Origin of the sequence: Alkalitalea saponilacus (genome assembly GCF_900168165.1) — a bacterium.
In the GTDB taxonomy this organism is placed as follows: Bacteria; Bacteroidota; Bacteroidia; order Bacteroidales; family Marinilabiliaceae; genus Natronoflexus; species Natronoflexus saponilacus.
The window spans coordinates 39,938-65,269 of the sequence record NZ_FUYV01000011.1 but is presented as its reverse complement, the minus strand read 5'-3'; the positions used below and the strand labels follow the sequence as shown (position 1 = coordinate 65,269).

25 protein-coding genes are annotated in these 25,332 nt (G+C 40.7%); 11 read left to right on the top strand and 14 right to left on the bottom strand.

The window, feature by feature from the left end:
- Positions 1–101 precede the first annotated feature (101 nt).
- Together B5X70_RS10050 and B5X70_RS10045 are read left to right on the top strand one after the other, a co-directional pair.
- A complete protein-coding gene (locus tag B5X70_RS10050; protein ID WP_079557776.1) occupies positions 102–755 on the top strand; it encodes an outer membrane lipoprotein periplasmic chaperone LolA1 in 654 nt (217 codons plus the stop codon).
- Between the two features lie 21 nt (positions 756–776).
- Complete coding sequence (locus B5X70_RS10045; RefSeq protein ID WP_198314195.1) at positions 777–1,775, top strand: bile acid:sodium symporter family protein; 999 nt, start codon at positions 777–779, stop codon at positions 1,773–1,775.
- A 57-nt stretch (positions 1,776–1,832) separates the two neighbouring features.
- Here the strand turns inward: B5X70_RS10045 and B5X70_RS10040 are convergent, their stop codons facing one another.
- A complete protein-coding gene (locus B5X70_RS10040; RefSeq protein ID WP_079557774.1) occupies positions 1,833–2,219 on the bottom strand; it encodes a hypothetical protein in 387 nt (128 codons plus the stop codon).
- Positions 2,220–2,736: 517 nt separating this feature from the next.
- Here B5X70_RS10040 and B5X70_RS10035 point away from each other — a divergent pair.
- Positions 2,737–2,952 carry a (2Fe-2S)-binding protein gene (locus B5X70_RS10035; protein ID WP_079557773.1) on the top strand — a complete coding sequence of 72 codons (216 nt, stop codon included), beginning with the start codon at positions 2,737–2,739 and terminating at the stop codon, positions 2,950–2,952.
- 10 nt (positions 2,953–2,962) lie between these two features.
- Entirely contained in the window at positions 2,963–3,622 is a 660-nt protein-coding gene (locus B5X70_RS10030) for a ferredoxin--NADP reductase (RefSeq protein WP_079557772.1), read from the top strand.
- A gap of 397 nt (positions 3,623–4,019) precedes the next feature.
- On the opposite strand, the gene B5X70_RS10025 is transcribed toward B5X70_RS10030, so the two are convergent.
- The 5 genes from B5X70_RS10025 to mce form a co-directional block, all read right to left on the bottom strand.
- Positions 4,020–5,273 carry a sodium ion-translocating decarboxylase subunit beta gene (locus tag B5X70_RS10025; RefSeq protein WP_079557771.1) on the bottom strand — a complete coding sequence of 418 codons (1,254 nt, stop codon included), beginning with the start codon at positions 5,271–5,273 and terminating at the stop codon, positions 4,020–4,022.
- 193 nt (positions 5,274–5,466) lie between these two features.
- Positions 5,467–5,889 (bottom strand): biotin/lipoyl-containing protein, encoded by a 423-nt coding sequence (locus B5X70_RS10020; RefSeq protein ID WP_079557770.1) that lies wholly within the window; start codon positions 5,887–5,889, stop codon positions 5,467–5,469.
- Positions 5,890–5,903: 14 nt separating this feature from the next.
- On the bottom strand, positions 5,904–6,266 hold the full coding sequence (locus B5X70_RS10015; protein WP_079557769.1) for an OadG family transporter subunit: 363 nt from the start codon (positions 6,264–6,266) through the stop codon (positions 5,904–5,906).
- Positions 6,267–6,325: 59 nt separating this feature from the next.
- Entirely contained in the window at positions 6,326–7,885 is a 1,560-nt protein-coding gene (locus tag B5X70_RS10010) for an acyl-CoA carboxylase subunit beta (RefSeq protein ID WP_079557768.1), read from the bottom strand.
- A gap of 26 nt (positions 7,886–7,911) precedes the next feature.
- Complete coding sequence (mce, locus tag B5X70_RS10005) at positions 7,912–8,322, bottom strand: methylmalonyl-CoA epimerase (protein WP_079557767.1); 411 nt, start codon at positions 8,320–8,322, stop codon at positions 7,912–7,914.
- Positions 8,323–8,882: 560 nt separating this feature from the next.
- On the opposite strand from mce, the gene B5X70_RS10000 reads away from it, so the two are divergent.
- The gene (locus tag B5X70_RS10000) at positions 8,883–9,617 is read left to right on the top strand and encodes a cell division ATP-binding protein FtsE (protein WP_079557766.1); all 735 of its coding nucleotides are present in this window, start codon (positions 8,883–8,885) and stop codon (positions 9,615–9,617) included.
- 252 nt (positions 9,618–9,869) lie between these two features.
- Here B5X70_RS10000 and B5X70_RS09995 read toward each other — a convergent pair whose 3' ends face one another.
- Positions 9,870–10,115, bottom strand: a complete 246-nt coding sequence (locus B5X70_RS09995) for a hypothetical protein (RefSeq protein WP_157666547.1) — start codon at positions 10,113–10,115, stop codon at positions 9,870–9,872.
- Between B5X70_RS09995 and B5X70_RS09990 the strand changes: the two genes are divergently transcribed.
- On the top strand, positions 10,105–10,623 hold the full coding sequence (locus B5X70_RS09990; protein ID WP_079557765.1) for a DUF7935 family protein: 519 nt from the start codon (positions 10,105–10,107) through the stop codon (positions 10,621–10,623). The two genes, B5X70_RS09995 and B5X70_RS09990, sit on opposite strands and share 11 nt — an antisense overlap.
- A gap of 216 nt (positions 10,624–10,839) precedes the next feature.
- Here B5X70_RS09990 and B5X70_RS09985 read toward each other — a convergent pair whose 3' ends face one another.
- The 6 genes from B5X70_RS09985 to B5X70_RS09960 all read right to left on the bottom strand — a co-directional run bounded on the left by B5X70_RS09985 (position 10,840) and on the right by B5X70_RS09960 (position 20,262).
- Entirely contained in the window at positions 10,840–11,538 is a 699-nt protein-coding gene (locus B5X70_RS09985; protein WP_079557764.1) for a hypothetical protein, read from the bottom strand.
- 277 nt (positions 11,539–11,815) lie between these two features.
- On the bottom strand, positions 11,816–13,006 hold the full coding sequence (locus B5X70_RS09980) for an FprA family A-type flavoprotein (RefSeq protein ID WP_079557763.1): 1,191 nt from the start codon (positions 13,004–13,006) through the stop codon (positions 11,816–11,818).
- 116 nt (positions 13,007–13,122) lie between these two features.
- On the bottom strand, positions 13,123–13,593 hold the full coding sequence (locus tag B5X70_RS09975; RefSeq protein WP_079557762.1) for an SPOR domain-containing protein: 471 nt from the start codon (positions 13,591–13,593) through the stop codon (positions 13,123–13,125).
- Positions 13,594–14,034: 441 nt separating this feature from the next.
- On the bottom strand, positions 14,035–15,105 hold the full coding sequence (gene mltG / locus B5X70_RS09970; protein ID WP_079557761.1) for an endolytic transglycosylase MltG: 1,071 nt from the start codon (positions 15,103–15,105) through the stop codon (positions 14,035–14,037).
- A gap of 14 nt (positions 15,106–15,119) precedes the next feature.
- Entirely contained in the window at positions 15,120–16,853 is a 1,734-nt protein-coding gene (locus tag B5X70_RS09965) for a TonB-dependent receptor (RefSeq protein ID WP_079557760.1), read from the bottom strand.
- Positions 16,854–17,241: 388 nt separating this feature from the next.
- Positions 17,242–20,262, bottom strand: coding sequence for a tetratricopeptide repeat protein (locus B5X70_RS09960; RefSeq protein ID WP_079557833.1), 3,021 nt, complete (start codon positions 20,260–20,262; stop codon positions 17,242–17,244).
- Between the two features lie 1,811 nt (positions 20,263–22,073).
- Between B5X70_RS09960 and B5X70_RS09955 the strand changes: the two genes are divergently transcribed.
- From B5X70_RS09955 to B5X70_RS09945, 4 genes are all read left to right on the top strand, one after another.
- Complete coding sequence (locus tag B5X70_RS09955) at positions 22,074–22,649, top strand: ATPase (RefSeq protein WP_079557759.1); 576 nt, start codon at positions 22,074–22,076, stop codon at positions 22,647–22,649.
- A gap of 2 nt (positions 22,650–22,651) precedes the next feature.
- Positions 22,652–22,813: a hypothetical protein gene (locus B5X70_RS18170; protein ID WP_198314196.1), complete on the top strand. Its 162-nt coding sequence runs from the start codon at positions 22,652–22,654 to the stop codon at positions 22,811–22,813.
- A gap of 596 nt (positions 22,814–23,409) precedes the next feature.
- Positions 23,410–23,649, top strand: coding sequence for a hypothetical protein (locus B5X70_RS09950; protein ID WP_079557758.1), 240 nt, complete (start codon positions 23,410–23,412; stop codon positions 23,647–23,649).
- On the top strand, positions 23,636–24,013 hold the full coding sequence (locus B5X70_RS09945; protein ID WP_079557757.1) for a PIN domain-containing protein: 378 nt from the start codon (positions 23,636–23,638) through the stop codon (positions 24,011–24,013). The genes B5X70_RS09950 and B5X70_RS09945 overlap by 14 nt, the downstream gene beginning before the upstream one ends.
- A gap of 252 nt (positions 24,014–24,265) precedes the next feature.
- On the opposite strand, the gene B5X70_RS09940 is transcribed toward B5X70_RS09945, so the two are convergent.
- Positions 24,266–24,451, bottom strand: a complete 186-nt coding sequence (locus B5X70_RS09940; protein WP_143255062.1) for a hypothetical protein — start codon at positions 24,449–24,451, stop codon at positions 24,266–24,268.
- An 18-nt stretch (positions 24,452–24,469) separates the two neighbouring features.
- Here B5X70_RS09940 and B5X70_RS09935 point away from each other — a divergent pair, with 18 nt between their 5' ends.
- Positions 24,470–25,315 carry an ABC transporter permease gene (locus tag B5X70_RS09935; protein WP_079557756.1) on the top strand — a complete coding sequence of 282 codons (846 nt, stop codon included), beginning with the start codon at positions 24,470–24,472 and terminating at the stop codon, positions 25,313–25,315.
- Positions 25,316–25,332 lie beyond the last annotated feature (17 nt).

The following is a 25,332-nucleotide window of genomic DNA, read 5'->3' as shown; positions in this document are numbered from 1 at the left end:
TCAACTATAAACCATAAACCATAAACCATCAACCATCAACCATAAACCATAAACCATCAACTATAAACCGTTACTGATAACTGAAATTTGAAAACTTACATATGAAAAATATAATTGCAACATCACTGATTTTATTTTCAGCATTAACCGTGGCCAAGAGCCAGGATCCGGCAGTATTTCGTGCCAGAGAGATTCTTGATAAGGTATCTGAAAAAACCAGAAGCTACAAGACCATCAAAGCTGATTTTACATTTACGCTTGATAATTTGCAGGCGCAGGTTACAGACTCTCATGATGGTTCAATCTTGATAAAAGGTGATAAATTCAAGATAGACCTGATGGGTGTAGAAACCTTCAACAACGGAAGTACCATGTGGATGTTTATGCGTGATGTTAACGAGGTGAATATTTCAGATCCTGAAATGATGGAGGATGACCTGTTGAATCCCGCAACTATTTTTACCATATATGAAGAGGGGTTTCGATACATACATGCAGGGGAATCCACCATCAAAGGAAAAACTGTGGACATCATTGATCTGTTTCCGGATAAACGAAATCAACCTTATACACGCATCAAGCTCTATATCTACCGGGATAGTCTACAGTTTGCCAAAATAGAACAGATAGGTCGTGACGGAACCAACTACATCATAGACATTAACAAAATGGAGACAAACCTGACGTTAGATGATTCCACTTTTAGTTTTGATACAAGCAAGCATCCTGGCATTGAAGTAGTTGATTTACGATAACCTTTAAATAAAAAGCAAATTGTGATTAAATGGTTCATAGGTCTGGACAAGTTTGTTCCGGCATTGATTATAACCATCATTCTTGCCTGGCTCTTTCCGGAACCCGGTGTTTATAGGGGAGTCATCGACCTGCATAAAGCAGGTGACGTTGGCATCACTCTGATATTTCTATTTTATGGTTTAAAACTAAATCTTAGGAAACTGCGTCAGGATTTAAGCAACTGGCGACTACATTTGTTGGTACAATTTGCCACCTTTATCTTATTTCCGCTGTTGATTCTGCCCCTATTACAAACCATCGGGAAAAGCAGTGCCAATTATCTCATTTGGCTGGGATTTTTCTTTTTGGCTGCACTGCCTTCTACGGTATCCTCCTCCGTTGTGATGGTTTCGCTGGCTCGTGGAAATGTTCCGGGAGCCATTTTTAATGCAACATTTTCCAGTCTGGCCGGCATCATTATTACCCCTTTGTGGATGGGAATTGTCATCACCTCAGGCTCCATCGAATATGCCGAGTTCAGTGGAATAATTGTAAAACTGGTTTTACAGGTGTTGGTTCCGGTAATAGCAGGAATTGTTCTAAACAGATTCTTAGGTGAATTATCTGCAAAAGGAGCTGCTAGGCTGAAGTTATTCGATCAAATGGTAATCCTTTTGATCGTCTATCGATCGTTTTCCGAATCCTTCTACTTAAAACTGTTTGAAAACACCGGTTCAGTGGATATGCTGCTGGTGATCACAGGTAGCTTAGCACTATTTTTTGTGGTTTATGCTACCATCAAGCTGATATCCTCAAAACTCAAATTTAACAGGGAAGATACCATAACTGCACTATTCAGCGGTTCTAAAAAGTCACTGATTCACGGTACTGTCATGGCTGGAATTATTTTCTCGGAAATGACCGGAACTGGAGTCATTTTAATGCCCTTGATGGTATATCACACACTGCAACTGGTATTAACAGGAATCATTGCACGAAGAAAGAGGAATCAGTTAAGAAAAGAGGAAACCCCTGTATAAAAACGAACGGGAATCATGAATTTACAGGGGTTTCAACTCTGGGGTAAAAAGAAATCTTTATGCGAGAGGTAAACTTGCCAGTTTGCGTTCGGCCAGCCAATCCATAGCCGCCTGTTTCGACTCCAGACAACGCACATCGCGGCCTGTCATTTTGAGAACACCATTAAAAACGATTCGTCTCAAGCCGTCAACTCCAATGATTGCACTCTGAAAGACATGATTTGCGTTGCCTTTAACATACTCAACAAACAACTCTTTAATCTCTCCGTTAAAATGCATTCCCTCTATATTCGCCAGGTTTATCATGGACTTTGGAGGCTGACTGCGAATAAAGTTTTTACTCTCGTTGATTACTGCCTTAATCTCTTCTATATTTTTCAGGTTTGAGAAATCTATATAAAAAATTCTCACTCCTTTACATTCAATAAAATCACATCGCTTCATAACAGAAAATAATTTATAAGTTAGCGCTGACTGATGAATAATCTTTTAACTTCTCATTGGTTGTTTCCTGAAAGCCCAGTAACCGAAAACTTAAACCTTTGGGATATATTCATATGAAATGATTTATATAGAATAAATCATAACAATAATTCTATTAAATATACATGAAATTCATTTTAAACAAAGTGTGTTTTTAACACACTAGTCTGTTTACTTTGTTTTTTCTACGATAAATTTATGAAATCGTTTGTGATTATATAATTTAAATTGACCAACAGATTCATTTTATTGACTATTGTCATGTTTTTCCACATAAACATAATTTCTAATATTAATACTTTTAAGTATTGAATTACTTTATTGTCATGTAAAAAAGATCAATAAATAATTGAATAAGTATTGTGTCCATTTAGCCGCTTTTCCATCATATAGCAGTATTGAATCCTGACATGATGAAAGCAAAAAGAACAAAAGAGAAAAATAAATGTTAGAGTCATGTAAATAATAAATCAAATTCATGGGAGCCAATATCGTATGTTTGTGTAACAGAATTACAAAATCACAGCTTGAAAAAGCAATCATCAAACACTCCATAAGCAACTTAAATGAACTATCCCTGGCCACCGGAGCAGGAAGTTCATGCGGAAAATGCAGAATCAGTATGGAGCAAATATTAAAATCAACGATGGAGACAGTTCCAGATATGCAAATCAGAATTCCCTGGATCAACTAAAGTAATAGCAATGAACAGAGCCGAGTTTTTTCCCCACCGTATCATATCAAAAACAGATGTGACCAAATCCACCTTCGTTTTGCGTTTAGAACGCAATAACTTGGAGTTTCGTACCGGTCAGCACATCAATGTAGGTCCGGTTGAGAACGGGTATACAAGAGAATATTCAATTTACAGTGGTGAGCATGACAACTATCTTGAAGTGCTCATTAAAGAGGTTAGCAACGGGTTTGTATCTCCCCATCTTCGAAAACTCAATTCTGGTGATGTGGTTATGGTTGAGCCTCCTTTGGGATACTTTTTTTTACCGTCGGAGCATCTGCTTCAAAAGAAATTTCTTTTTGTCGCCACCGGTACAGGCATTGCACCTTACCACAGTTTTATCAAATCCTGGTCGGACATTGACTATACCCTGTTGCATGGAGTAACGGATATATCGGAATCCATTCAACCCTCCTTCTACGATCCCAACCAATTGATATTATGCACATCCCGATCGAACGAAGGCCATTTCAGTGGACGAGTGACAAAGTGGCTATCTGAAAATGATCTGCAAGGCTATGACCATGTCTACCTTTGTGGAAACCGGAACATGATAAATGATGTTTATTACCTGTTAAATAAAAAAGGCATAGAGAGTGAAAAAATATCCGCGGAAGCTTACTTTTAAGGATTAGAGGTTTAAAAAGCAAAAAAGGCATCACGATTACGTGATGCCTTTTAAAACAAATCATTGGTGTCCGGTTAATTTTTTAAAAATTATGAATTATGCCTTGTTTATTGAGCTGTACGGCTTTCTTGGAATATTGAGCTTGCATTCCGCCTCAGGAAAAAGACGTTAAAAAAATCAATGTTTTTTTCGTTAAGAAAGCCGTGCTGTTTGAGCGTAGCGAGTTCACGGCTTTTAGAAAAACACATTGATTTTTAGTCTTTTTCATGCAGCGGCGGCATTTTTTGTTTACTTTTTTTTGCTGTAGAAAAAAAGTAAAAGCCTGTGCGGCTTGAGCACTTTAATAATATGATATTATTTCCCCGGACAATAGTGAAATCAAATACATATAATTCTATTACATAAAGAAACTAAGCATAATACCTGCAGCAACTGCCGACCCAATAACTCCCGATACATTTGGAGCCATCGCATGCATCAGTAGGTGATTATTTGGATCGGACTTTAATCCTTCTAACTGAACTACTCTTGCACTGGCAGGAACAGCAGAAACACCGGCAGCACCAATCAATGGATTAACCTTGTCGCCTTTCTTAAGGAAAAGATTCATGGCTTTTGCAAACAACACTCCTCCTGCTGTTGCAATAGCAAAAGAAATTGCCCCCAACAGGAATATCTTAATGGAACTGATCGAAAGGAACAGTGCCGCAGAGGTAGAAGCTCCTACAGTCAATCCTAGCAGTATCGTAACAATATCAACCATGGATGTCCTTGCAGTTTCTGCCAGTCTGTTGGTCACTCCCGACTCCTTAAGCAAATTTCCGAAGAACAGCATTCCCAGCAATGGTAATGATCCGGGAGATATAAAAGCGGTCAGCAATAAACCAATCAGCGGAAAAAGGATTTTTTCAAGTTTTGAAACTGCACGTGGGGGTTTCATGCGTATAACTCTCTCCTTTTTGCTCACCAATAAACGCATAATGGGCGGTTGAATAACCGGAACCAGCGCCATATAAGAATAGGCAGCAATGGCAATGCTTCCCAATAAGTGAGGAGCCAGATTGGAGGAAGCAAAAATAGCGGTGGGGCCGTCGGCACCACCAATTATGGCAATAGCTCCTGCTTCATTAACAGCAAATCCCAGGGCAACGGCACCAATAAAAGTGGCAAAAATCCCAATCTGGGCAGCAGCGCCAAGAAGCATGAGTCGCGGATTAGATATAAGCGAAGAAAAATCGGTCATGGCACCAATACCAAGAAAGATGAGAGAAGGGTAAATACCCTCCTTAACACCAAAGTAGAGATAATACAGCACCGAACCTTCATCGTTAATGCCAATGGTGGCTCCTTCAGTAGCAGGTAAAGGGATATTTCCAATGATTAACCCCGTTCCGATGGGAACAAGTAGAAGTGGCTCATATTTAAATTTTATGGCCAGATGAATCAGCACCAACCCAATAACAATCATCAATAGCTGTCGGAATTCGAAGTTGTAAAATCCGGAGTTTTCCCAAAACTTGGCCATTCCACTGAAAAACGCCCCTCCGGATTGATCTCCCTGGGCGATGCTCTGAGCCTCCAGATTCATTGTTGGCAGAATCAGCATGAATAATAAACCCAGAATCGTATAAATTGCTGCAAACTTTTTCACTTGTATAAAGAATTAATTTTTCGAATAATCATAAATCTGAATCTGGTTGATAATGGCAAAATAAATATACCATTCTCGGGATTGCTTTAATAAAGAAACACGAGGGAATAACATGAGCAGTAAAACCGTCAAGTCTAATGACAACTTGTAATTAACATCTGCACCTTAATAATTCTTCACGTTTTTAGGCAGGTTAATCAAGTTCAATCAGAATATCATTCTGCAATACATTGTCGCCTGTTTTAACTCTGATGGATTTTACGGTACCTTCCTTCTCGGCCATCACGGTATTTTCCATTTTCATGGCCTCCATAATGAGCAAAACATCACCCTTTTTAATAGCATCTCCCTCTTTTACAAGGATTTTAAAGATACTACCGGGAAGAGGTGCTTTCACCTGACTTCCAACGCTCTCTTTTCTGACGATGTTTCCTTCGCCCGGTTTAACCTTTGCTTCTGAACGAACCAATCGGGGTGTTTTGGACTTTTTTACTTCCCTGTGTATTTCAACGTTATACAAAGTACCATTTACTTCCACATGGGCTACGTTGTCCTCAACGTCCTTCAGTTCTACCTCATATTTATTTCCGCTTATGGAAAACTCAAATTTTTTCATTGTAATACGATCTGTTATCTGGATAAAACATTGCGAACACCATAAATTTTCGAACTCCAGGGAGAGTAGGTTCTGGCTACTCGTTTGATTGTAATAATATTGCTCTCTTCATCATGTTGTTCGTTAAAATAGAGCATCAATGCAGTAGCAATGGCAGCATTTACTTCTCCTGCCACATATTGTTCCGATGCAGTTGAATCAATCTCTTTACCTTCTTTTTTAAGGCGCTTTTTGATTCGGATGTTAAGGATTTTTGGGATAAGTTTGTAAACCAAGATTAACAGTACCAAAACCAGAAATACGACTGAATACCCAACTCCGGCAATCACGTATATATCTGCCCAATTCCAATTTTCAATGTCAATCAAAAATGTCATAGTCAAGTCTGTAAATGAGTGAAATCACCCGGAAAAGATTTCCGGGTGATTTTTTGTTGTTATAATGGAATGTTTGAGTGCTTTTTGGGCGGATTGGTCAGCTTTTTTGTCTGAAGACTCTGGAATCCCCGAATCACTCTGAAACGGGTATTTCGTGGTTCAATCACATCGTCAATGTAACCATAGGCTGCAGCCTGATAAGGATTAGCAAATTTTTCCTTATATTCAGACTCCTTGGCAGCGATGAATTTAGTTTTCTCTTCAGGATCTTCAATGGCTGCCATGGCTCTACCTTCCAGAACCTCAATGGCGCCTGACGCACCCATAACGGCAATTTCTGCTGTGGGCCACGCGTAATTTAAATCACCACGCAACTGCTTACAACTCATTACATCATGGGCTCCACCATAGGATTTGCGAAGGGTAACTGTAACTTTTGGAACAGTCGCTTCTCCATAGGCAAACATCAGCTTGGCTCCGTGTGTAATGATGCCATTGTACTCCTGACCACTTCCAGGAAGGAATCCGGGGACATCAACCAATGTCAGAATAGGGATGTTGAATGCATCACAGAAACGAACAAAACGCGCAGCTTTACGTGAGGCATCACAATCAAGAACACCTGCTAAAAAATTTGGCTGGTTTGCTATGACCCCTACCGAAGCACCGGCCATACGACAGAATCCAACAATGATGTTTCGTGCGTAGTCGCGGTGTACTTCCAAAAATTCGCCTTCATCAACAATGGTATATATCACCTCTTTCATGTCGTAAGGCTGATTGGGATTATCGGGAATAATGGTGTTCAGAACATCTTCAATTCTATCAATCGGGTCGTTCGTTTCCACCAATGGCGGCTCTTCAAGGTTGTTCTGTGGCAAATAGGAAATCAGTTTTCTTAAAAGCAGTAAACCTTCTTCCTCGCTCTCAAGCATGAAATGCGAAACGCCCGATCGTGAAGCATGAACCTGAGCTCCTCCCAAATCTTCTGTTGAAATATCCTCACCGGTTACGGTCTTAACTACTTTTGGTCCTGTAACAAACATATAACTGGAATTCTCAGTCATCATGATGAAGTCGGTCAATGCAGGTGAATATACCGCACCGCCTGCACACGGGCCAAAAATTGCAGAGATCTGAGGAATTACCCCTGATGCCATAATGTTACGCTGGAAAATCTCAGCATAACCCGCCAGTGAGGTTACTCCCTCTTGAATTCTTGCGCCTCCACTGTCATTGATTCCAATCACCGGGGCACCCACTTTCATGGCCATGTCCATAATTTTGCAAATCTTCTGCGCAAAAGTCTCTGACAATGAACCTCCAAAAACGGTGAAATCCTGAGAAAAAACATAAACAACGCGTCCGTCTATGGTTCCGTGACCAGTAACCACACCGTCGCCCATGAATTTAGTTTTCTCCATCCCAAAGTTTGTACAACGATGGGTAACAAACATATCAAACTCTTCAAAACTTCCCTCGTCCAACAATATTTCAATGCGTTCGCGTGCGGTCAATTTCCCTTTTGCATGTTGGGCATCAATGCGTTTTTGTCCGCCACCAAGACGGGCTTCTCCACGCAATTCAATTAATTTATTGATTTTATCCTGATTTGACATATCAACTCCTCTTAATTAAATAACAATTACTTTTTAGGATCTTCACACAATTCGGTCAACACACCAAATGTTGATTTTGGGTGTAAAAAGGCGATATCAAGACCTTCGGCACCTTTTCGGGGCTTTTGATCAATCAATCGGACTCCCTTGCTCTCAACATCACCCAGCTTTTCAGCCAAACCATCAACGGCAAAGGCAAGATGATGAATACCTTCTCCCCTTTTCTCAAGAAACTTTCCAATTGGACCCTCAGGATCGGTGGATTCAAGTAACTCAATCTTGGTTTGACCTACCATGAAAAAAGCTGTTTTTACTTTTTGATCAGCAACCTCTTCTACAGCGTAGCACTTTAAACCAAATACATTTTCATAAAATGGAATGGCTTCATCCAGGCTTTTTACTGCAATACCAATGTGTTCGATATGCGTTGGCTTCATTTTTTATATAATTTATGTGTTATTGAATTGATTAAACTCCTCTTAAAACTTGGGTCAGAATTACAAAATCGACTAAACAATTTCTATCACAAACAAAATACCCTCTCCACACAAATTTTGGTGAACAGAATCAGATATCTGTATATTTCTTCTGCCAAATTAAGCTAAAAAAATAACAAATTGAGTTTAATTAAAAAAATATCCGTTTTAAGGAATCTGAATCAAGAGGGTATCACAACAAATAAAAGTTCTTTTAACCTATAAGTTGTAATTTTACTGCAAAATTAGAATTAAAACGACGTAATACCATATAAAACAGCAATGAAAAAGATTGTTGTAAAACATATTCGTGAAACATTCGATAAATTGGTGCCCGGCAATGAGTTTGTATCATAATTATTCCTAATTTTAGCAGTTTTTTGTCCTGACTTGATTTAAAAACAGCTATTTTTCAGGGAAATTTTCAAACGATAAACTAACTTTGGACTTTTAACCTGATTTTCGGAAATTAGCAGTTTCGAAGAGCGACATCAATTAAAAACTTTACTTAAGAATTATATATGGCCAAAGAGAGTCATTCACCTGTTAATAGCAATGGTTACATTGTTGAGCTGGCTGACATCCTGGTTAGGCAGGAAGAGCACATCATATTAAAGGATGTGAATCTGAACGTAAAGCCCGGTGAGTTTTTGTACATGATCGGCCGTGTGGGTAGCGGTAAATCAAGTTTATTAAAAACACTTTACGCAGAGATTCCTCTGCGCGAAGGCAAGGGGTTTGCCGCAGGATACCATTTGCACTCCATTAAAGAAAAGGATGTTCCATGGTTAAGGAGAAGAATGGGAATTGTGTTTCAGGACTATCAGTTACTGATCGACCGGAACATTTATGATAATCTGCTTTTCGTCCTCAAAGCCACCGGATGGAAAAATCAGGTAGAAATGGATCACCGCATCAGGGAAGTTTTATCTGAGGTAGATATGGTTCATAAAGGATATAAAATGCCCCATCAATTGTCGGGAGGGGAACAGCAGCGTATAGGAATTGCCAGAGCGTTGCTCAATAAACCAGATCTGCTTCTGGCTGATGAGCCAACAGGTAATCTGGATCCGGATACTTCTGATGAACTGATGAAACTGCTTCACCAAATCTGTAAAGATGGCAAAACCGTTATCATGGCCACTCACAATTACAACCTGATTAAAAAATTCCCAGGCCGCACAGTCAAATGCGAGGACACCAGACTATCGGAAAAACAGCAGGAAGAGATTGATTTTGATCAATTGATAATGTGAGACCCGAAACCGGAGCCGAAGCGTAGCGGAATCCCGCAAATCGGAACGGATAAAAATGGTAGGGTGGTGGAAAGTTTAAAGTTCTAAGTTTAATGTTTTAGGTTCTAAGTTTTAAGTTCTGGAACATCACTTCGTTGCGAAAACCCTACCCTATTCTCGTGACTTCGCTGCGCTGCGCAACTATAAACCATAAACCCAAAACTATAACTCTAAACCATAAACTCTAAACCATAAACAAAAACCCCACATCACTCATCGATCGATTTCTAATGATAATTGGTAATTGGTAACTGGTAACTGATAACTGGTAATTGGTAACTGGTAACTGATAACTGATAACTGATAACTGGTAACTGGTAACTGGTAACTGATAACTGATAACTGATAACTGGTAACTGATAACTGGTAACTGGTAACTGGTAACTGATAACTGGTAACTGGTAACTGATAACTGGTAACTGAAAACTGATAACTGAAAACTGAAAATATGAATAACACACTTTTAATCTTTTTACCATCTGTTATAGTGGTTGTCTTTACATTGATTCTGATATATCTCTTCATGAATCAGGAAAACAGACGCAGACATCAGGAAATTCGCGTAAAGGAGAGCAGTGAGATGTTTAAACTTCGAATGCAGGCTTATGAACGCTTGACTCTGCTACTGGAAAGGCTCAACCCTGAATCTCTTATTCTTCGTGAACAAAGACATGATCTTTCAGCGTTGCAGTTCCAAGCGCATCTATTAAAGATCATCCGCACAGAATTTGATCACAATCTCACCATGCAAATCTATGTTACCATTCCCACCTGGGAAAAGGTAAAAGCCGCCAAAGAGGGGCTGGTCAGACTGATTAATACCACCGCCAATAATATCGACAAAAAAGCACCTGCTCTTGAACTTGGTCGTTTCCTAATTGAAAATACAGGCAGAGACCTGAATCTCTATTTCAACGACGCCATCGCATCAATACGTAAAGAGATGAATGATTTGTATGGTAAATAATGCGGTGGATAAATATGATGTTCGGATTCGAAGCAGAGCGAAGTTTAAACAAAAGAACCCCCAGGACGTTAGTCCTGATGAATCGGGGTTAGACAGATAGAATGCTAAGAAAGACGATTAGATACACCTGATGGTCTGTTTAATCTAGTCTATCGGTCTTGCATCTATAGTTCTTTAAGGCTCTAGTTTATTAAGGAAGTTTTAAAACTCAATTCCCTATTTGCTATTAATATAGCTAACAAGTTCTAATATCGAGTCCTCTGATCTGAATCGAACTTTGTTATTTCTCAGATAGCTATCCAAATCAGCATCAATTAATTCAATGATGCCATTAAAATCTCTTCTGTTGTTTATCATCATAGGCAAATCATCTCCTATGCTTATCAGATTTTTATCGTTTCTACGAACAAATCGATTTGGCCTGGCCTCCTGAAATCCTTTGGGAGGAGTTGCTTCCTGCATCTCCACATGGTATTTTCGATATAGAGTTACCTCTCCTTTTTCAAGGACTTCCAATAAACCAAAAAGGACTAAGTCCCCATCAGTATATTCTTTAAGGGATAAATGAAGATCATCAATTTTAAAGTCATATTTATTGATTCTTCTGGTATCTAGTTCTAAAACCTGATCCTGATCATTTTTGTATTCAATCCTGTCAGAGAATATATTATAGCGCATTGGGATATCCTCAAATATAAGGGTGTCATTAATAACCACTACGCCAGTTTTAAAATCTTCATTAAGATATGGTGAGCCATCAATTTGGGAATACCGGTCATCTGCAATAGCTCTAGCTCTTCTATTCTCAAGCTTGTGTTGATCAATCAGTCTATTTAAATCTCCAATGATACTGGATTGTGCACAAATTGCAATTTTCAAGAACAAAAAAAATGTAGATAAAATCGTTGTTTTCATCGTTTTGCTTTTATGTTAAAAAAGGTATAGCTATTCTTGTCCTCCTTGTGTCTTAAATTATACAAATGCTGCACGGTCTGGATTTAAGAAATCCATTCTTTTCTATCAACATTTGCCCTCAACGACAGCAATCATTATTATGCTTAACTTTTTCTGTTTCAAGAGACTTCAACTTAAAACCAATAACTTTCCCCACCTTTCGGGTTCCGAAGCCTCGGGAATCATTTCAATTCAACTCCGCTGCGCTTTGAAACTATCAACAATAAACTTCAAACTTCTAACTCAATTTCCCAGCCATTCCCCTTGCCAGGTTTAAACATGCGTTATATTTCTCATCCTTCAATGCGTGTTTCTCCTCCACAGACTCACCTACAACTTCCCATCCCATTTTTTCTGCAAAGGTGTCGAGTCTCTTTACAGCAGCTCCCGACCAGGTAAACGATCCAAATGTTCCAAGCAGATGGTTCTTAACTCCCATATTCTCCAATTTGTTTACAAGCGACTCCATATTTGGATGCAGTTCATTGCTGTAGGTGGGACTACCAAGAATAACGCCTTTGTATTTAAAAATATCAGAAATAATGTATGATGCATGGGTTTTAGATACATCATAAATACGAATTTGCTTTACACCATTTAGAGCCAGTTCACGGGCAATAACCTCGGCCATCTCCTCTGTGTGGCCATACATGGAAGCATAGGCAATAACCACTCCATTTTCTTCGGCCTCATACTTGCTCCATTTATCATAGAGTGTAACGATTCGTTCAATGTTCTCTCGCAAAATGGGTCCATGGGTTGCTGCAATGGTTTTTATTTCCAAACCTGAAAGTTTGCTCAATGCTTTTTGAACAGGATTTCCGTATTTTCCAACTATGTTGGAATAATACCTGCGCATTTCATCTATAAAATATTCAATATCCAGCTCATCGTCAAAAATGCCACCATCCAACGTTCCAAAGCTTCCGAAAGCATCAGCTGAGAATAGAATTTTGTGCTCGGGATTATATGTTACCATGGTTTCAGGCCAATGGACCATGGGAACCATGAAGAATTGCAGTTGATGATGCCCAAGTACAAGGCTATCGCCCTCCCCTACTTCTTTGAATTTGTCGGTAATACCAAAAAAACCTTCGACCATAGGTCGTGTTTTTTTGTTACCAACCAGTTTCATATCGGGATATAGTTCGGACAATATTTTAACCGATCCGGCATGATCAGGTTCCATATGATTAATAATCAGGTAATCAATTGGTTTATCCCCAATTGCTGCACGGATTTTTGACAGAAATTTATCGATATAACCAATTTCAACGGTATCTATCAATGTCACCTTCTCATCATCTATAATGTATGAATTATAGGCAACACCTCTTTCCAACGGCCATAGGTTTTCAAATAGTGCGGTTCGACGATCGTTTACGCCGACATAATAAATATGATCAGTTAACTTGACTTCTTGAAACATTATACAATTTTTTTTGTCTGAAATTTTTTAAAAAGAGTTTAGGGTTTAGGGTTTATAGTTTTGGGTTACGCAGCGCAGCGTAGCGAGGTCCCGAGAATCGGGAAGGGTTTAAATGCTTATCTACGGCGAATTAGCAACCACACATCGCTGTATTGCTGGTAATTTCTACGAATTTGGGAAATTCTGCTGCGGGCCTCAAATTCATCGTTATAGGCAGCAACCGATACCCGGTATAATCCCTCTTCGTTCTCAAGAATGACAGGATTAAACTGTTGTCTGACCAAATCGGTACGGAAATTTCTGGCATTTTCCAACACCCTGAAGGAGCCAATAATCACGTAATACCTGAAATCGGGACCTGTGTGTTCGATGGTGGTTACACGTTCCTCTCTTACCACAACAGCAGGTTCTGGCGCCGGCTCACGAACAGCGGGTTCTTCCTTAACCTCTATTCTGGCAGGCTGGGTTTCTTCTTGTACATAAATAGATTGGCTGCTGTCGAAACGGCTGCTTCCTTTTCTTAAACTGGCACATGATGCCAAAAACAGTATCATCACCGGGATGAACCAGATTGTTCTATTGTTCATAAATTTAATGTTAGATCTTAAGATTTTTCAAATTAAAACCACAATCCTCAACAAATTCAAAGCCAAATATAAATCAACTGCAACTATTATTCAATAATAGTTCGTAAAAGTTTTTTATGGAACAGATCTTAAATGTGCTTATATGTCTTTTGTGATAAGGAAAACGCAAAGTACGCTAAGCTTCATAGAGACCTTTGTGCCTCCTTTGTGTTCTTTGTGGTTAAAATCGCATTATGTTTCACACCTACGACGTGCCGGGGATAATGGAATCCATTTTTATATTAATATTTATCACCGCGAAGGCTTTCTATATTATACCATCTCGATTTTTAACCTTAAACCCCTATCTATTAACCCTCAACTTTCAACAATAACCCCAGTACCCCCAAAACTTCAAACCTCAAAACTTTAACTTTTCTAATGTGCCTTATGTGGTAAAAACTACCTGAAGATACGTCTCTCATTCAGTGCACGCCGGTATCGGGCGGCATTGCGGTTATGCTCCTGAAGCGTCCTGGCAAATGCATGATAACCGGAAAAATCATCTTTGGCGCACATGTACAAATAGTTGTGTTCCTCATAATACAAAACGGCATTGATGCCGGTAACAGAGGGCATTCGAATAGGTCCTGGCGGCAAGCCGGCATACAAATAGGTGTTATAAGGTGAATCCACTTCCAAATCACGATTTAAAATGCGGTTAACCGTAAAATCTCCAATCACGAACTTGATGGTTGGATCAGCCTGCAAGCGCATTCCGCGCCGTAACCGATTAATATAAAGACCTGCCACGCGCGATTTTTCATCCTCACGTACGGTTTCTTCATCAACAATAGATGCCAAAGTGGCCACGTCCAATGGAGTAAGACCCAGATTGGAAGCACGTTCCAACCGCTCTTCATTCCAAAAACGTTCATATTCCCTATGCATGCGGGTGATGAAACCCTCCGGTGTGGTAGTCCAGAAAATCTCATAGGTGTTGGGAAGGATCATTCCAAGCACGGTGTGACGGGCAAAACCAATTTCACCAAGCGCATCTTCGTTGGTGAGAGCCTTCAGAAATTGTAAAGAATCCGCCTCAAGACGTCGCGATAACTGACCGGCCAGTTCTTTGTGGGTTCTGATGTTATTAAATGTAACATTTACAGGTGTTTGGCGACCTGAACGCAACAGATTAACAATATCGTTATTGCTCATGCCTTCTCTGAGCGTGTAACGGCCACCACGTGGCCGTGACGGATAACCTTTACGGTCGGCCACCCACTGAAAAGACTTCATATTTTCAATATACCCTGAATGCTCCAGTAAAAACAAAACCTCATCAAAATTGGCACCCGTTGGTATGTATATCACCCCATCTCTGTTGGATTCGACTGTGACATTGGGAGCAAATATGAAGTTATAAAATCGCAGTCCTGCAAGCAGTGCAACCACCAACAGAATCATGGCCACATAAAGCATGACCATGCCGCGTGTTCGTTTGCCCTCTCCTCTCTCTCGTCTTAAACTCATTGTTATGATGCTGATTAAAAACTATACCCGGCGCCAATTCTGGCATTAAATCCTTGCATCGGATATCCATGCCACTGGTAATATCTGGAAGCAAACAGATTGCGGAATTCGCCAAAAAAGTTCCATCTCCTGTTCAATGCATAGTTGGCTCCAAGGTTAAAATCGTAAACGGGATCCAGGGTTATCACCTCTGTTCCCAAATCGAATGGAATTTTGGCCTGTCTGTCACCCAGCAAATTAAAAGATCCATAAAGGGTCAGACTTTCGTCCATGTGATAAGAAGCACGAACACCTATCTCCATGCCGGGCTTATGCCAGGCATGTTCTTGTTCGTCCAGCGTCCAGGAGTAGTAAGATCCGCGCAACATCAAATCCAAATCCGGGGAGAAATTCAGATTTAACTCCCCGCTGACGGTCAGCAGTTGTCCATCGTCATAAACCACATCAAATATATTGGCATATTCGTATTGTGATTGATCCTGGTATAAATAACTACGATTCACGAAAAAGTGCTCGTCTCTGAAAACATTGTACTCAACTTTTGCTGAAAAAGTTGTCATGGCACTGAAATTGGCCGTGGCTCCCATGAAAAATTTAACGCCGTGAAACGCTGTCTTTACATGCATATCGGGTGCTGCAAACGGATTTTCTGCCATGATGTTCCGGTAGGTTGCAGGTCTGATCTCCCCTGTAACACCCCCCTTAAGTCCAACCACTCCATCGGCAATGGCCACGCGTCCCCAGACATCGGGTGACAAATAGAAATTGTCCTCAATGTCATCAAATTCTGCCCCAATTCGTAATCCCATATTCAGCATGTAGTGATCACCTATGCGCAACATGGCCGGATTAGCTTCAACTAAAGTTTGCTGTCTCCCGCCAAAATCGCCCTGCGCCAAAAAGGCATTGTTTCCATGATTAACACTGGCATGGTTTAAAGAGGTTCCAAGTCTGAGGAAAAGTTCCCCAATTGGTATATCAAAATCTCCACGATACCTGAACTGATTCTCAGTAACACCAGTACGATTACCAAAAGTTGAAAACCCCAACCCCATATCGTAACGGTTAGAATTTCTATGATTCACATGGTTTAGCAATCCCAAATCAATATCGAAGGTGGTTTGGTGCTGAGTTGGATCGGGCACAAGATCTGCTCCCGAAGCATTTCTGAATGCTTCCGGATCTGAATCTGGAATGGCAATCCGGTAGATGCTTTCAGGATGCATATTCCGACCTCCGTAATACCGATAGGCATAGTTATTAAAATCCATATCGAGACTTAAGGTCTTGCCTCTGAAAAAATGGCGCATATACAATCCACCGTTGGTATCATGATAATGTGCCTTGTTTTTACTATCACCAACAGAGAGCCGACCCCAGGATGACTCATGGCCTGCTTTTAATGCAATGGCAAAATCGTTGTTTTGTACCAGGTTGTAGTATAGTGCTCCACCCAAAAGATCATAATTGCCAGCATAACCTTTAATGTAAGAGGTATTCAGCTCCTCTGGAGGCGCAGGCGCCATGCGGGCAGGAATCAACGGAACCACTTCCGGAGCGCCGGTGATGGCACGCCCCGATAAACGGTACTCAAACCGTGGAGCCGGAACATCCGGTTCCGATATATCAGGCATTTCACTTATTTTAATGGCATCAGATACCGTAGGGGTATACTCACGCACCACCCGCACATCCTGACTGATGGGAGTCTCCTCCTGAGAAAATAAGCCGGTAGTTAATAATAACATACCTATCATGCATATTGAAATAATACTGCTATTCCGCATATAACGATATTGTTGATTTATTACTTCTTTTTTTTGTTTAAGGTTTGGGGTTGAGGGTTAATAGTTGAGGGTTGATAGTTTAGGGTTAATAGTTTAGGGTTGATAGTTGAGGGTTGATAGTTTAGGGTTAATAGTTTAGGGTTAATAGTTGAGGGTTAATAGTTTAGGGTTGATGGTTCTTGCAGCGAAGCAATATCCCAGAACTTAAAACTTTGAACCTAAAACATAAAACTTTGAACCTAAAACTTTAAACTTTAAACTTTAAACCTATCAACCTTTCATCCATTCTCCGATCTCCCGTCTCCCGTCTCCCGTCTCCGATCTCCGATCTCCGGTCTCCGATCTCCGGTCATTCCACCTGTCTTCGATACAGCTCCAGCCTCTCCTGAGCCAGTTCTCTCACATCATCTTCTTCCGATGTATAGTTCTCAAGCAAACTCTCAAGGTACTGGGTTGCCTGGAAAAATTCGCCCCGATCTGCAAATATGTCCGATAACACGATGAACGAGCGTGCCAGCCAGTATTGATGGGGTGTACCTCTGTTTACAAAATCAAAGACCTTTTGCTCGGCTTCTGCTCTTTTTCCATCTTCATACAAAATTTCAATCACCCTGAAGCGGGCTTCGGAACCCTCCCTGCTGCTTGTGTTTTCTGCCAGAATTTCGAAATCTTCCAGGGCTCGCTGCTTCTGATTCAGATCAATATGAGCCTTGGCCTTGAGAAACCTTGCTTCACGCACAATTTCGGGTGCCATTCGCGGGTTGTCCAAAACCCGTCCGGCTGCATCTATGATTGAGGTTGGCGTCCCCAGGTGTCGCAATGCCCGCATTTGTCCTATAAGCGCCTCTTGCCTGTTCTCTTCCAGATCGGCCTCTTCCTCCAGTCTCTTAAAATAATCCAGAGCTCTGCCGTAATTCTCTTTCCTGAAATGAATTTGCCCGGCTCGACGCAATGCGTCTTCTGAAAAGAGGCTTCTGCCACGTCCGGTAACAAACTCATAAGAGACAAGAGCTTCTTCATATTGCCCATCTCTAAACTGACAATCGGCTTTGTAATAATGAGCATTCAGAACAAATCTCCCCTGAGGAAATGATGTCAGATAATTCTGCAGCTGTACAAGAGCCTGGGCACAATTCCCTGACATATACAAACGCTCTGCCGAAACATAACTCAGTGAGTCACGCTGACGATCATCAACCCGGGCAAATCCTCCAATCTGGTTGGTATATCGAATATACCCGTCCGGATTATTCTGATCCATATATATATTGCGAATGCCTAACAATGCATCCTCAGCCTCGGGAGTACCGGGAAACTCGTTTACCACTCGTTTGTAGAATACCATGGACTGATTCAGATCGCCTGTATTATAATAGACTAATCCCAGTTGAAGCATTGATTTCTTTGCAAAGCGACTTCGAGGAAAACGGTCTCTGACCGTTTTAAAGCATCTGATGGCCTCATTCAGATCATTTTTAGCAACGAAAGAACGTCCCATTTCATACCATGCATCATCCAAATAGGGAGAACGCGGAAAACGGGTAATCAATTCATTCAACTGCCGAATTTTACCATCATGATCACGCGATATTCCAAGGGATATGGCTCTTTGGAACATGGCGTAATCGGGTGATCCTTCAGGAAGCGCAGCGGCCCGTTCGTAGTAAGTCATGGCATTTCTGAAATCACGCACCATAAAATAGGTATCACCCAGCCTATTGAGCGCATCACCTTGCTTCGCGGGCTGTCTCCCGTCGTTTTGCACCAGAAACCTACGAAACCACTGTCCTGCTGCACTAAAATTACCCAGATTAAAATGGCAATAACCAATGTTGTAATGTGCCGTAACAAACTCCGGCAAATTTCTTGATCCGGGAGTTTCAATAAACTGCGTGTAATCAGCCAGTGCTTTTTGATAGTTTCCAAGTCGGTAGTGCGATTCGCCACGCCAGTAAAGAGCTCCCATTTTTATGGTGTTATCGTAACGGCCGTAATTAAGGCTGTAATCGAACATCGCTATGGCATCCGTAAACTGAAGATTGGTAAACAACTCCAGTCCTCTATAATAGGATACCCGCTGCATGGCTCTGTAAACATCGGCATTTTTGTGCTGAATGCGCTCCATGGCCTCTAATGCCTGACGGTAATTGCGGGTTGTAAGCAAAGCCTGACCCAAATAGCGATAAGCCTCATCGATGTGCTGGCTTTCGGGAAACTCTTCTATAAATTGTAAAAATGAATTGATGATTTCGTTGAAAGGAGAAAAACTGAGCTCATAGCTCAGTTTAATGTAATTGAACATGGCATCTTCACGAATGGCCTTGTCGAAATGGAGACGCTGTGCTGCTTCAAACGCAATGCGCGCGTTTTGCTTGTCGCCCAAACGTAAGTAGCAATCGGCCAAATGATAATAGGCATTCTGTGTCATATCATCTTCAGAAGAAGTTACCTGGGCCAGGAAAACTGCTGCCTGCTCAAAATCGTTTACAAAATAGTATGATAATCCTAAATGGTAGTAATCTTCGCGGCGAGGTGTTTTGGTCTCTTTTACAACGATGGACAAATAAGGAATGGCACGTGAATAGTTCTCTTTGGCATACCATGCATCACCCAAAACCCTGGCCAAATCGGTGCGCATCACTCCACGGGCATCGGCCATTAAAGGCGTTCCATATTCAATGGCAGCGTCATAATCGCCCTGCATGTAATAGATTTGTGCAATATAATAAGGTACAACATTCTGAAAACCCGGCTCATTCTTTAACCGGGTAAATGTACGCAAAGCCGACTGATGATTGCCCCTGTCGTATTGAATATGAGCATAATAATAATTGGCAGGCCCCCACCAATCAGATGGAACATCCTTAACCTGATTAAGGAGACGTGCTGCCTTATCATACTCCTCTTCCATGAAGTTGGCATACCCCGCTTTAAAATAGTATCGCAACCTCACGTCGCGATCAAGATCGTTGGGATCTACCCTGTCGTACCAACGGATGGCCACCCTCAGCCTGTTGCTGTCATGAGCCAGTTCTCCAATTCGAAAACGTGCATGTGAAAGATGTGGACTTCCGGGGTAATCATCAATGAATCGCTCCAGAAGAAATGAGGCATCGTCGTTATCGAGTCTGGATGAAGACAAAGCTTCGTAGAATGCTGCATCCGAACGCAGCGTTCGTTGCTCATCGGAAACATTATGTTTTACCTCCTCAAAAAGTTGACGGGCTACCCCATAATAACCACGCCGAAAATGGGACATGGCCTCTTCAAATTTTCTTTCGGGTTGTTGGGAATCAAGGCTACGTTGTCCCAATGATGGATTTAATGAGACCACAGTTAATAAAACTGCAACGAATATTCGCTTTATCATAGATTCGAATTGAAATATGAGGACATCTTCTGAACCTGATAACAACTGTTGTGCCAATTTAAACTAAACTCTCTGTTGTCAGATTTCTTTTAAACACAAATTGCTTTAGGTTTTTCAGCTGTGAAGATAAATAAAGATGAATAAAAATCAAAAAAAGGTTTTTTTTATTGGTGGCGGATTTGGGGTTTAAGGTTTAGAGTTGAAGGTTGAGAGTTGAAGGTTGAGAGTTGAAGGTTGAGAGTTGAAGGTTTGAAGTTTCGAAGCGTAGCGGAGTTGAAGTAAAACGGAATGCCGGGTATCGACACCCACAGGGTGGGATAAAAGGTTAATAGGTCAATAGGTTGGTTCTAATAGTAAGCCGCCGTAGGTGGTAAATATTAATAGAAACATAGATGCCCTAATCCCCGGCACGCCGTAGGTGTGCAACTTAAAAGCATTTTAATCACAAAGTACACATAAGAAGTTTAAAAGTTTAAGGTTTGAAGTTGTGGGTTGTGGGTTTGAAGTTGAGGGTTTAGGGCATTAACTATAAACTATAAACCATAAAACTATAAACCAATTGTGCCCGGCCTCTAACCTATCATCTCGTTTCACACGACTCCGCAATACTTCGTCTCTTGACCTGCCAACCTTTCTTCACCCATGACGGATAATTTCGTAACTTAGTATCTCTTCTTTTCGTTATTTAAGGGATTTGAGCTAAATTTGCATTTGCCATTGGTGGGACTCACCAAGCCGGAGGCATGCCATGAAGTTAAGACAATGGTTTTTAATCATATTAATCCACATAAGGCACGTAAGGAAGGTTTGGAGTTGAGAGTTGAGAGTTTAAAGTTTTAGGTTTAAGGTTGAATGTTCAGGGTTCAGAGTTCAGAGTTCAGAGTTCAGAGTTCAGGGTTTATGGTTTGCTCTTCTACGCTAAAGCTACGAAGGATGCAAAAGGTTTAGGGTTCTGTTAGAGAAGAGCCCCAAAGGGGCGTAATCCAACAACATAGGGTGAAGCCCTATGATAACAGAAATGCCGCTTCTCGTAAAGCCCTGAAAGGGCGAAAGCATTGACTCGCCGTAGGTGTGCAAAATAAAACCATTTTAACCACAAAGAGCACAAAGAAGACACAGAGGCCTCAATGAAGCCTGACGTCTTTGCGTTTTATTTACCACATAAGGCACATAAGAAAATTATATAACTAATTACACAAAAGTAGTTACAGCGATACAGTCACCAAACCAATTGGAACAGGATTTAATCAGCAGGTTTCACCCCCTACCCCCAAGTTGGGAAAACAACAAAATCCCTAACCCTAAGCGAGCGACGCGAGCAAAAAATCCCTTTAATCCACATAATCTGCGGACAAAAAAAGCGAGCGACGCGAGCAAAAAATCCGTTAAATCCAAATAATCTGCGGACAAACAGCGAGCGACGCGAGCAAACCAATTGGTGCAAATTCGCGTAAATTCATTGACCAAAAAACCAGAATATTTCACCCCCTAACCCCCCAAGTGGGGAAAACAACAAAATCCCTAAGCCTAAGCGAGCGACCCGAGCAAAAATCCGTTAAATCCTTTAAATCTGCGGACAAACAGCGAGCGACGCGAGCAAAAAATCCCTTTAATCCACATCGCTCGGCTCTGCCGCTTGGCTTGCCAAGAATCTGCGGACAAAAACAAGCGAGCCACGCGACCAAACCAATTGGAACAGGATTTAATCAGCAGGTTTCACCCCCCCCGGCTCCTAACGAGAGCGTATACAACTTATAGAAAGCATGTTATAGAAAACATGTGGGTTTAAATGAATTTTACAAAAAAACATATTGAAAAGACTATTTATTATCTCGGGATGTAACGGTGCCGGAAAAACAACTGTTTCTTATACGATTTTACCGGAAATATTGAATTGTGAGGAGTTCGTAAATGCTGACGAAATAGCAAAAGGGCTTTCACCGTTTAATCCTGAATCTGAAGCAATACAAGCAGGAAGATTAATGTTGGAGAAAATAAACAAGTTGATTTTAAACGAACAGGATTTCGCATTTGAAACTACATTAGCAACAAGGAGTTATAGGAACCTTGTGTTGAAAGCAAAAGAAAAAGGCTATGAGATTACTCTTTTGTTCTTTTGGTTACGCACACCGGAATTGGCTGTTAAACGTGTTGAGACCAGAGTAAGAGAGGGAGGTCATAATATACCGGAGGATGTAATCAGAAGAAGATATGACAAAGGTTTGAAAAATTTTTATCAAATTTTCGAACCCATTGTTGATGAATGGATGTTCATTGATAATTCAGGAGAACCATATGAGATAATAGCTCATAAAAATACGAACAGCACTACTGTTAAGAATACCGATAAATGGAATGAATTATTGAATCAATATAAAAACATATAGCTATGGACAATATTGAAAGAATTAAAGAAGGACTTGAGAAAGCTTATAAAAAGCTTATTGAATTCAAGAAATATAAGAAAACTCCAATAATCATATCCAAAGAAGGAAAGATAATTGAAGTATCACCTGAAAATATTACTGCCAACCAGATTGTGTATAAATGAATTAGAAAATATACCGCCGTAGCTGTGCAAATCAAATTACATACCACATAAGACACATAAGAAAACTATATAACTAATTACACAAAAGTAGTTACAGCGATACAGTCACCAAACCAATTGGAACAGGATTTAATCAGCAGGTTTCACCCCCTGCCCCCCAAGTTGGAAAAACAAAAGAATTCCTAAACCTAAGCGAGCAACCCGAGCAAAAAATCCGTTAAATCCAAATAATCTGCGGACAAACAGCGAGCGACGCGAGCAAAAATCCGTTAAATCCCTTAAATCTGCGGACAAAACAAGCGAGCCCGCGAGCAAACCAATCCGCTTAATCCAAATAATCTGCGGACAAAACAAGCGAGCGACGCGAGCAAACCAATTCGTGCAAATTAACGTAAATTCATTGACCAAAAAACCAGAATATTTCACCCCCTACCCCCAAGGGGGGAATACAAAAGAATATCATATAACGAATGACACCAAAGTATTAACAGGGAGCCAGCAAAAAGAAATCGTGTATAATCGATGACAATTTACAATCTTGTCAATCCATAAAAATCAACGTACATTTGAAATTTCAGAACATAAATTCTTTAGCGATGCAAGCTATCCGTATAAATACCATAATTGATCCAGCAATCATCCGATTTGATGAATTAAAAGACCTCAAAGGGAAAAGAGCCGAAATCATCATCCTTGTTGAAGATAATGTCCAATCTGCAACCAATGAACTGTATAAAGCTGCCGGAGCGCTGAAGCAATTCTCAGATTTATCCAAAGTGGCAGAAGAAAAAACAGCATATGAAAAGCACGTAAAAGAAAAATATGGAAATAGCTGATGCCAATTATATTCTAAGATACCTGCTAAAAGATAATGAACAACAATATCATAATGCATCGCATGTTTTTGAAAACAAATCAATCACTATACCTGGTGAAATCATAGCCGAGGTCGTTTATGTTTTGCAAAAGGTTTATAAAATCCAAAATGAGTTGATTTGTAATGCTTTGACATGGCTTATCGACTATCCAAATGTAATACTGGATCAAAAACCAATAATCAGATTGGCGCTTAAACTCTTATCGCAAAACAACCTTGATTATGCAGATAATCTGCTATTGGCTTATCATGAAATTAGAGAAGCTAAAATTCATACTTTTGATAAAAAGCTAATTAAAGCGCTGAAAGCAAAGAGATCGTAGAAATAGATAGATTACTGATCATGTAAAAATGTGACTCTTTGTTTACCAAGCATATAAGCAAACCCTAGGCGTGTAACATAAACCCATTTTAACCACAATAGGCACAAAGTAGGCACAGAGTCCTCTATAAATATTAGTGTACTTTGTGTCAATCTCCGTGAACTCCGTGGTTAGATTAAACCACATAAGGCACATAAGAAAAGTTAAGGGTTGAGAATTGATTGTATAACCCCAAACCATAAACTATAAACCCTAAACTATAAACCCCAAACCATAAACCCCAAACCATAAACCCATTTTCCGATCTCCGGTCTCCGGTCTCCATTTTCCGGTCTCCGGTTTCCGATCTCCGGTTTCCGATCTCCGGTCTCCATTTTCCGGTCTCCATTTTCCGGTCTCCGATCTCCGGTTTCCGTTCTCCGGTCTCCGATTTTTCAACCAGTACAAAATAAAAAAATGACTCAATACGACCTCATCATCCGCCCCAAAAGGCATGCTTTCGATATTAATTTTAAAGAGATTTGGCAATACCGCGACCTCCTTTACATGTTCGTAAAACGTGATGTGATCACGGTTTATAAACAGACGGTTCTCGGTCCCATCTGGTTCATTGTTCAACCCATTCTTACCACGTTTATTTACATCGTGGTATTCGGAAAGATAGCCCAGATCTCCACCGATGGACAACCCATGGCACTATTCTACCTTTCGGGCATCGTGATATGGAACTATTTTGCTGAGAGTTTTAACCAAACCAGTGACACCTTCACGCAGAATGCGGCCATTTTTGGGAAGGTCTATTTTCCCCGGCTCATCATGCCGCTTAGTAAGGTCACCTCGGGATTGATTAAGTTTTTTATTCAGCTGGTGTTTTTTCTGGCGGTGTATGCCTACTTCCTCATTAAGGGGGAAGCTTCGGTACAGCCCAACTGGACCATCGCCCTGCTTCCGGTTTATATCACCATCATGGCTTTAATGGGCATGGGTGCCGGCATTCTTTTCACCTCCATGACCACCAAATACCGCGACCTGAAATTCCTGATTACCTTTGGTGTGCAATTACTGATGTATTCAACGCCGGTAATCTACCCCATGAGTGAAATCCCTGAAGGAAAAATGAAAACCATTCTGATGCTTAACCCCCTATCTCCCATCGTGGAAGGATTTAAATACGCTTTTTTGGGTGCCGGAAACTTTAGCTGGGGATATTTGGGGTACAGCGCGGCATTTACAACGGTGCTGTTGGTAATAGGGATTGTGGTGTTTCATAAAACAGAGAGGAATTTTATTGATACTGTGTAGCTCGCAGACTCGTTTTT

What these genes read in the sequence shown, in the direction of transcription:
- B5X70_RS10050 (WP_079557776.1), top strand. Translation starts at nt 102, where the DNA reads ATGAAAAATATAATTGCAACATCACTGATTTTATTTTCAGCATTAACC.
- B5X70_RS10040 (WP_079557774.1), bottom strand. Translation starts at nt 2,219, where the DNA reads ATGAAGCGATGTGATTTTATTGAATGTAAAGGAGTGAGAATTTTTTAT.
- B5X70_RS10035 (WP_079557773.1), top strand. Translation starts at nt 2,737, where the DNA reads ATGGGAGCCAATATCGTATGTTTGTGTAACAGAATTACAAAATCACAG.
- B5X70_RS10030 (WP_079557772.1), top strand. Translation starts at nt 2,963, where the DNA reads ATGAACAGAGCCGAGTTTTTTCCCCACCGTATCATATCAAAAACAGAT.
- B5X70_RS10020 (WP_079557770.1), bottom strand. Translation starts at nt 5,889, where the DNA reads ATGAAAAAATTTGAGTTTTCCATAAGCGGAAATAAATATGAGGTAGAA.
- B5X70_RS10015 (WP_079557769.1), bottom strand. Translation starts at nt 6,266, where the DNA reads ATGACATTTTTGATTGACATTGAAAATTGGAATTGGGCAGATATATAC.
- B5X70_RS10010 (WP_079557768.1), bottom strand. Translation starts at nt 7,885, where the DNA reads ATGTCAAATCAGGATAAAATCAATAAATTAATTGAATTGCGTGGAGAA.
- mce (WP_079557767.1), bottom strand. Translation starts at nt 8,322, where the DNA reads ATGAAGCCAACGCATATCGAACACATTGGTATTGCAGTAAAAAGCCTG.
- B5X70_RS10000 (WP_079557766.1), top strand. Translation starts at nt 8,883, where the DNA reads ATGGCCAAAGAGAGTCATTCACCTGTTAATAGCAATGGTTACATTGTT.
- B5X70_RS09990 (WP_079557765.1), top strand. Translation starts at nt 10,105, where the DNA reads ATGAATAACACACTTTTAATCTTTTTACCATCTGTTATAGTGGTTGTC.
- B5X70_RS09985 (WP_079557764.1), bottom strand. Translation starts at nt 11,538, where the DNA reads ATGAAAACAACGATTTTATCTACATTTTTTTTGTTCTTGAAAATTGCA.
- B5X70_RS09980 (WP_079557763.1), bottom strand. Translation starts at nt 13,006, where the DNA reads ATGTTTCAAGAAGTCAAGTTAACTGATCATATTTATTATGTCGGCGTA.
- B5X70_RS09975 (WP_079557762.1), bottom strand. Translation starts at nt 13,593, where the DNA reads ATGAACAATAGAACAATCTGGTTCATCCCGGTGATGATACTGTTTTTG.
- mltG (WP_079557761.1), bottom strand. Translation starts at nt 15,105, where the DNA reads ATGAGTTTAAGACGAGAGAGAGGAGAGGGCAAACGAACACGCGGCATG.
- B5X70_RS09965 (WP_079557760.1), bottom strand. Translation starts at nt 16,853, where the DNA reads ATGTTATTATTAACTACCGGCTTATTTTCTCAGGAGGAGACTCCCATC.
- B5X70_RS09960 (WP_079557833.1), bottom strand. Translation starts at nt 20,262, where the DNA reads ATGATAAAGCGAATATTCGTTGCAGTTTTATTAACTGTGGTCTCATTA.
- B5X70_RS18170 (WP_198314196.1), top strand. Translation starts at nt 22,652, where the DNA reads ATGGACAATATTGAAAGAATTAAAGAAGGACTTGAGAAAGCTTATAAA.
- B5X70_RS09950 (WP_079557758.1), top strand. Translation starts at nt 23,410, where the DNA reads ATGCAAGCTATCCGTATAAATACCATAATTGATCCAGCAATCATCCGA.
- B5X70_RS09945 (WP_079557757.1), top strand. Translation starts at nt 23,636, where the DNA reads ATGGAAATAGCTGATGCCAATTATATTCTAAGATACCTGCTAAAAGAT.
- B5X70_RS09935 (WP_079557756.1), top strand. Translation starts at nt 24,470, where the DNA reads ATGACTCAATACGACCTCATCATCCGCCCCAAAAGGCATGCTTTCGAT.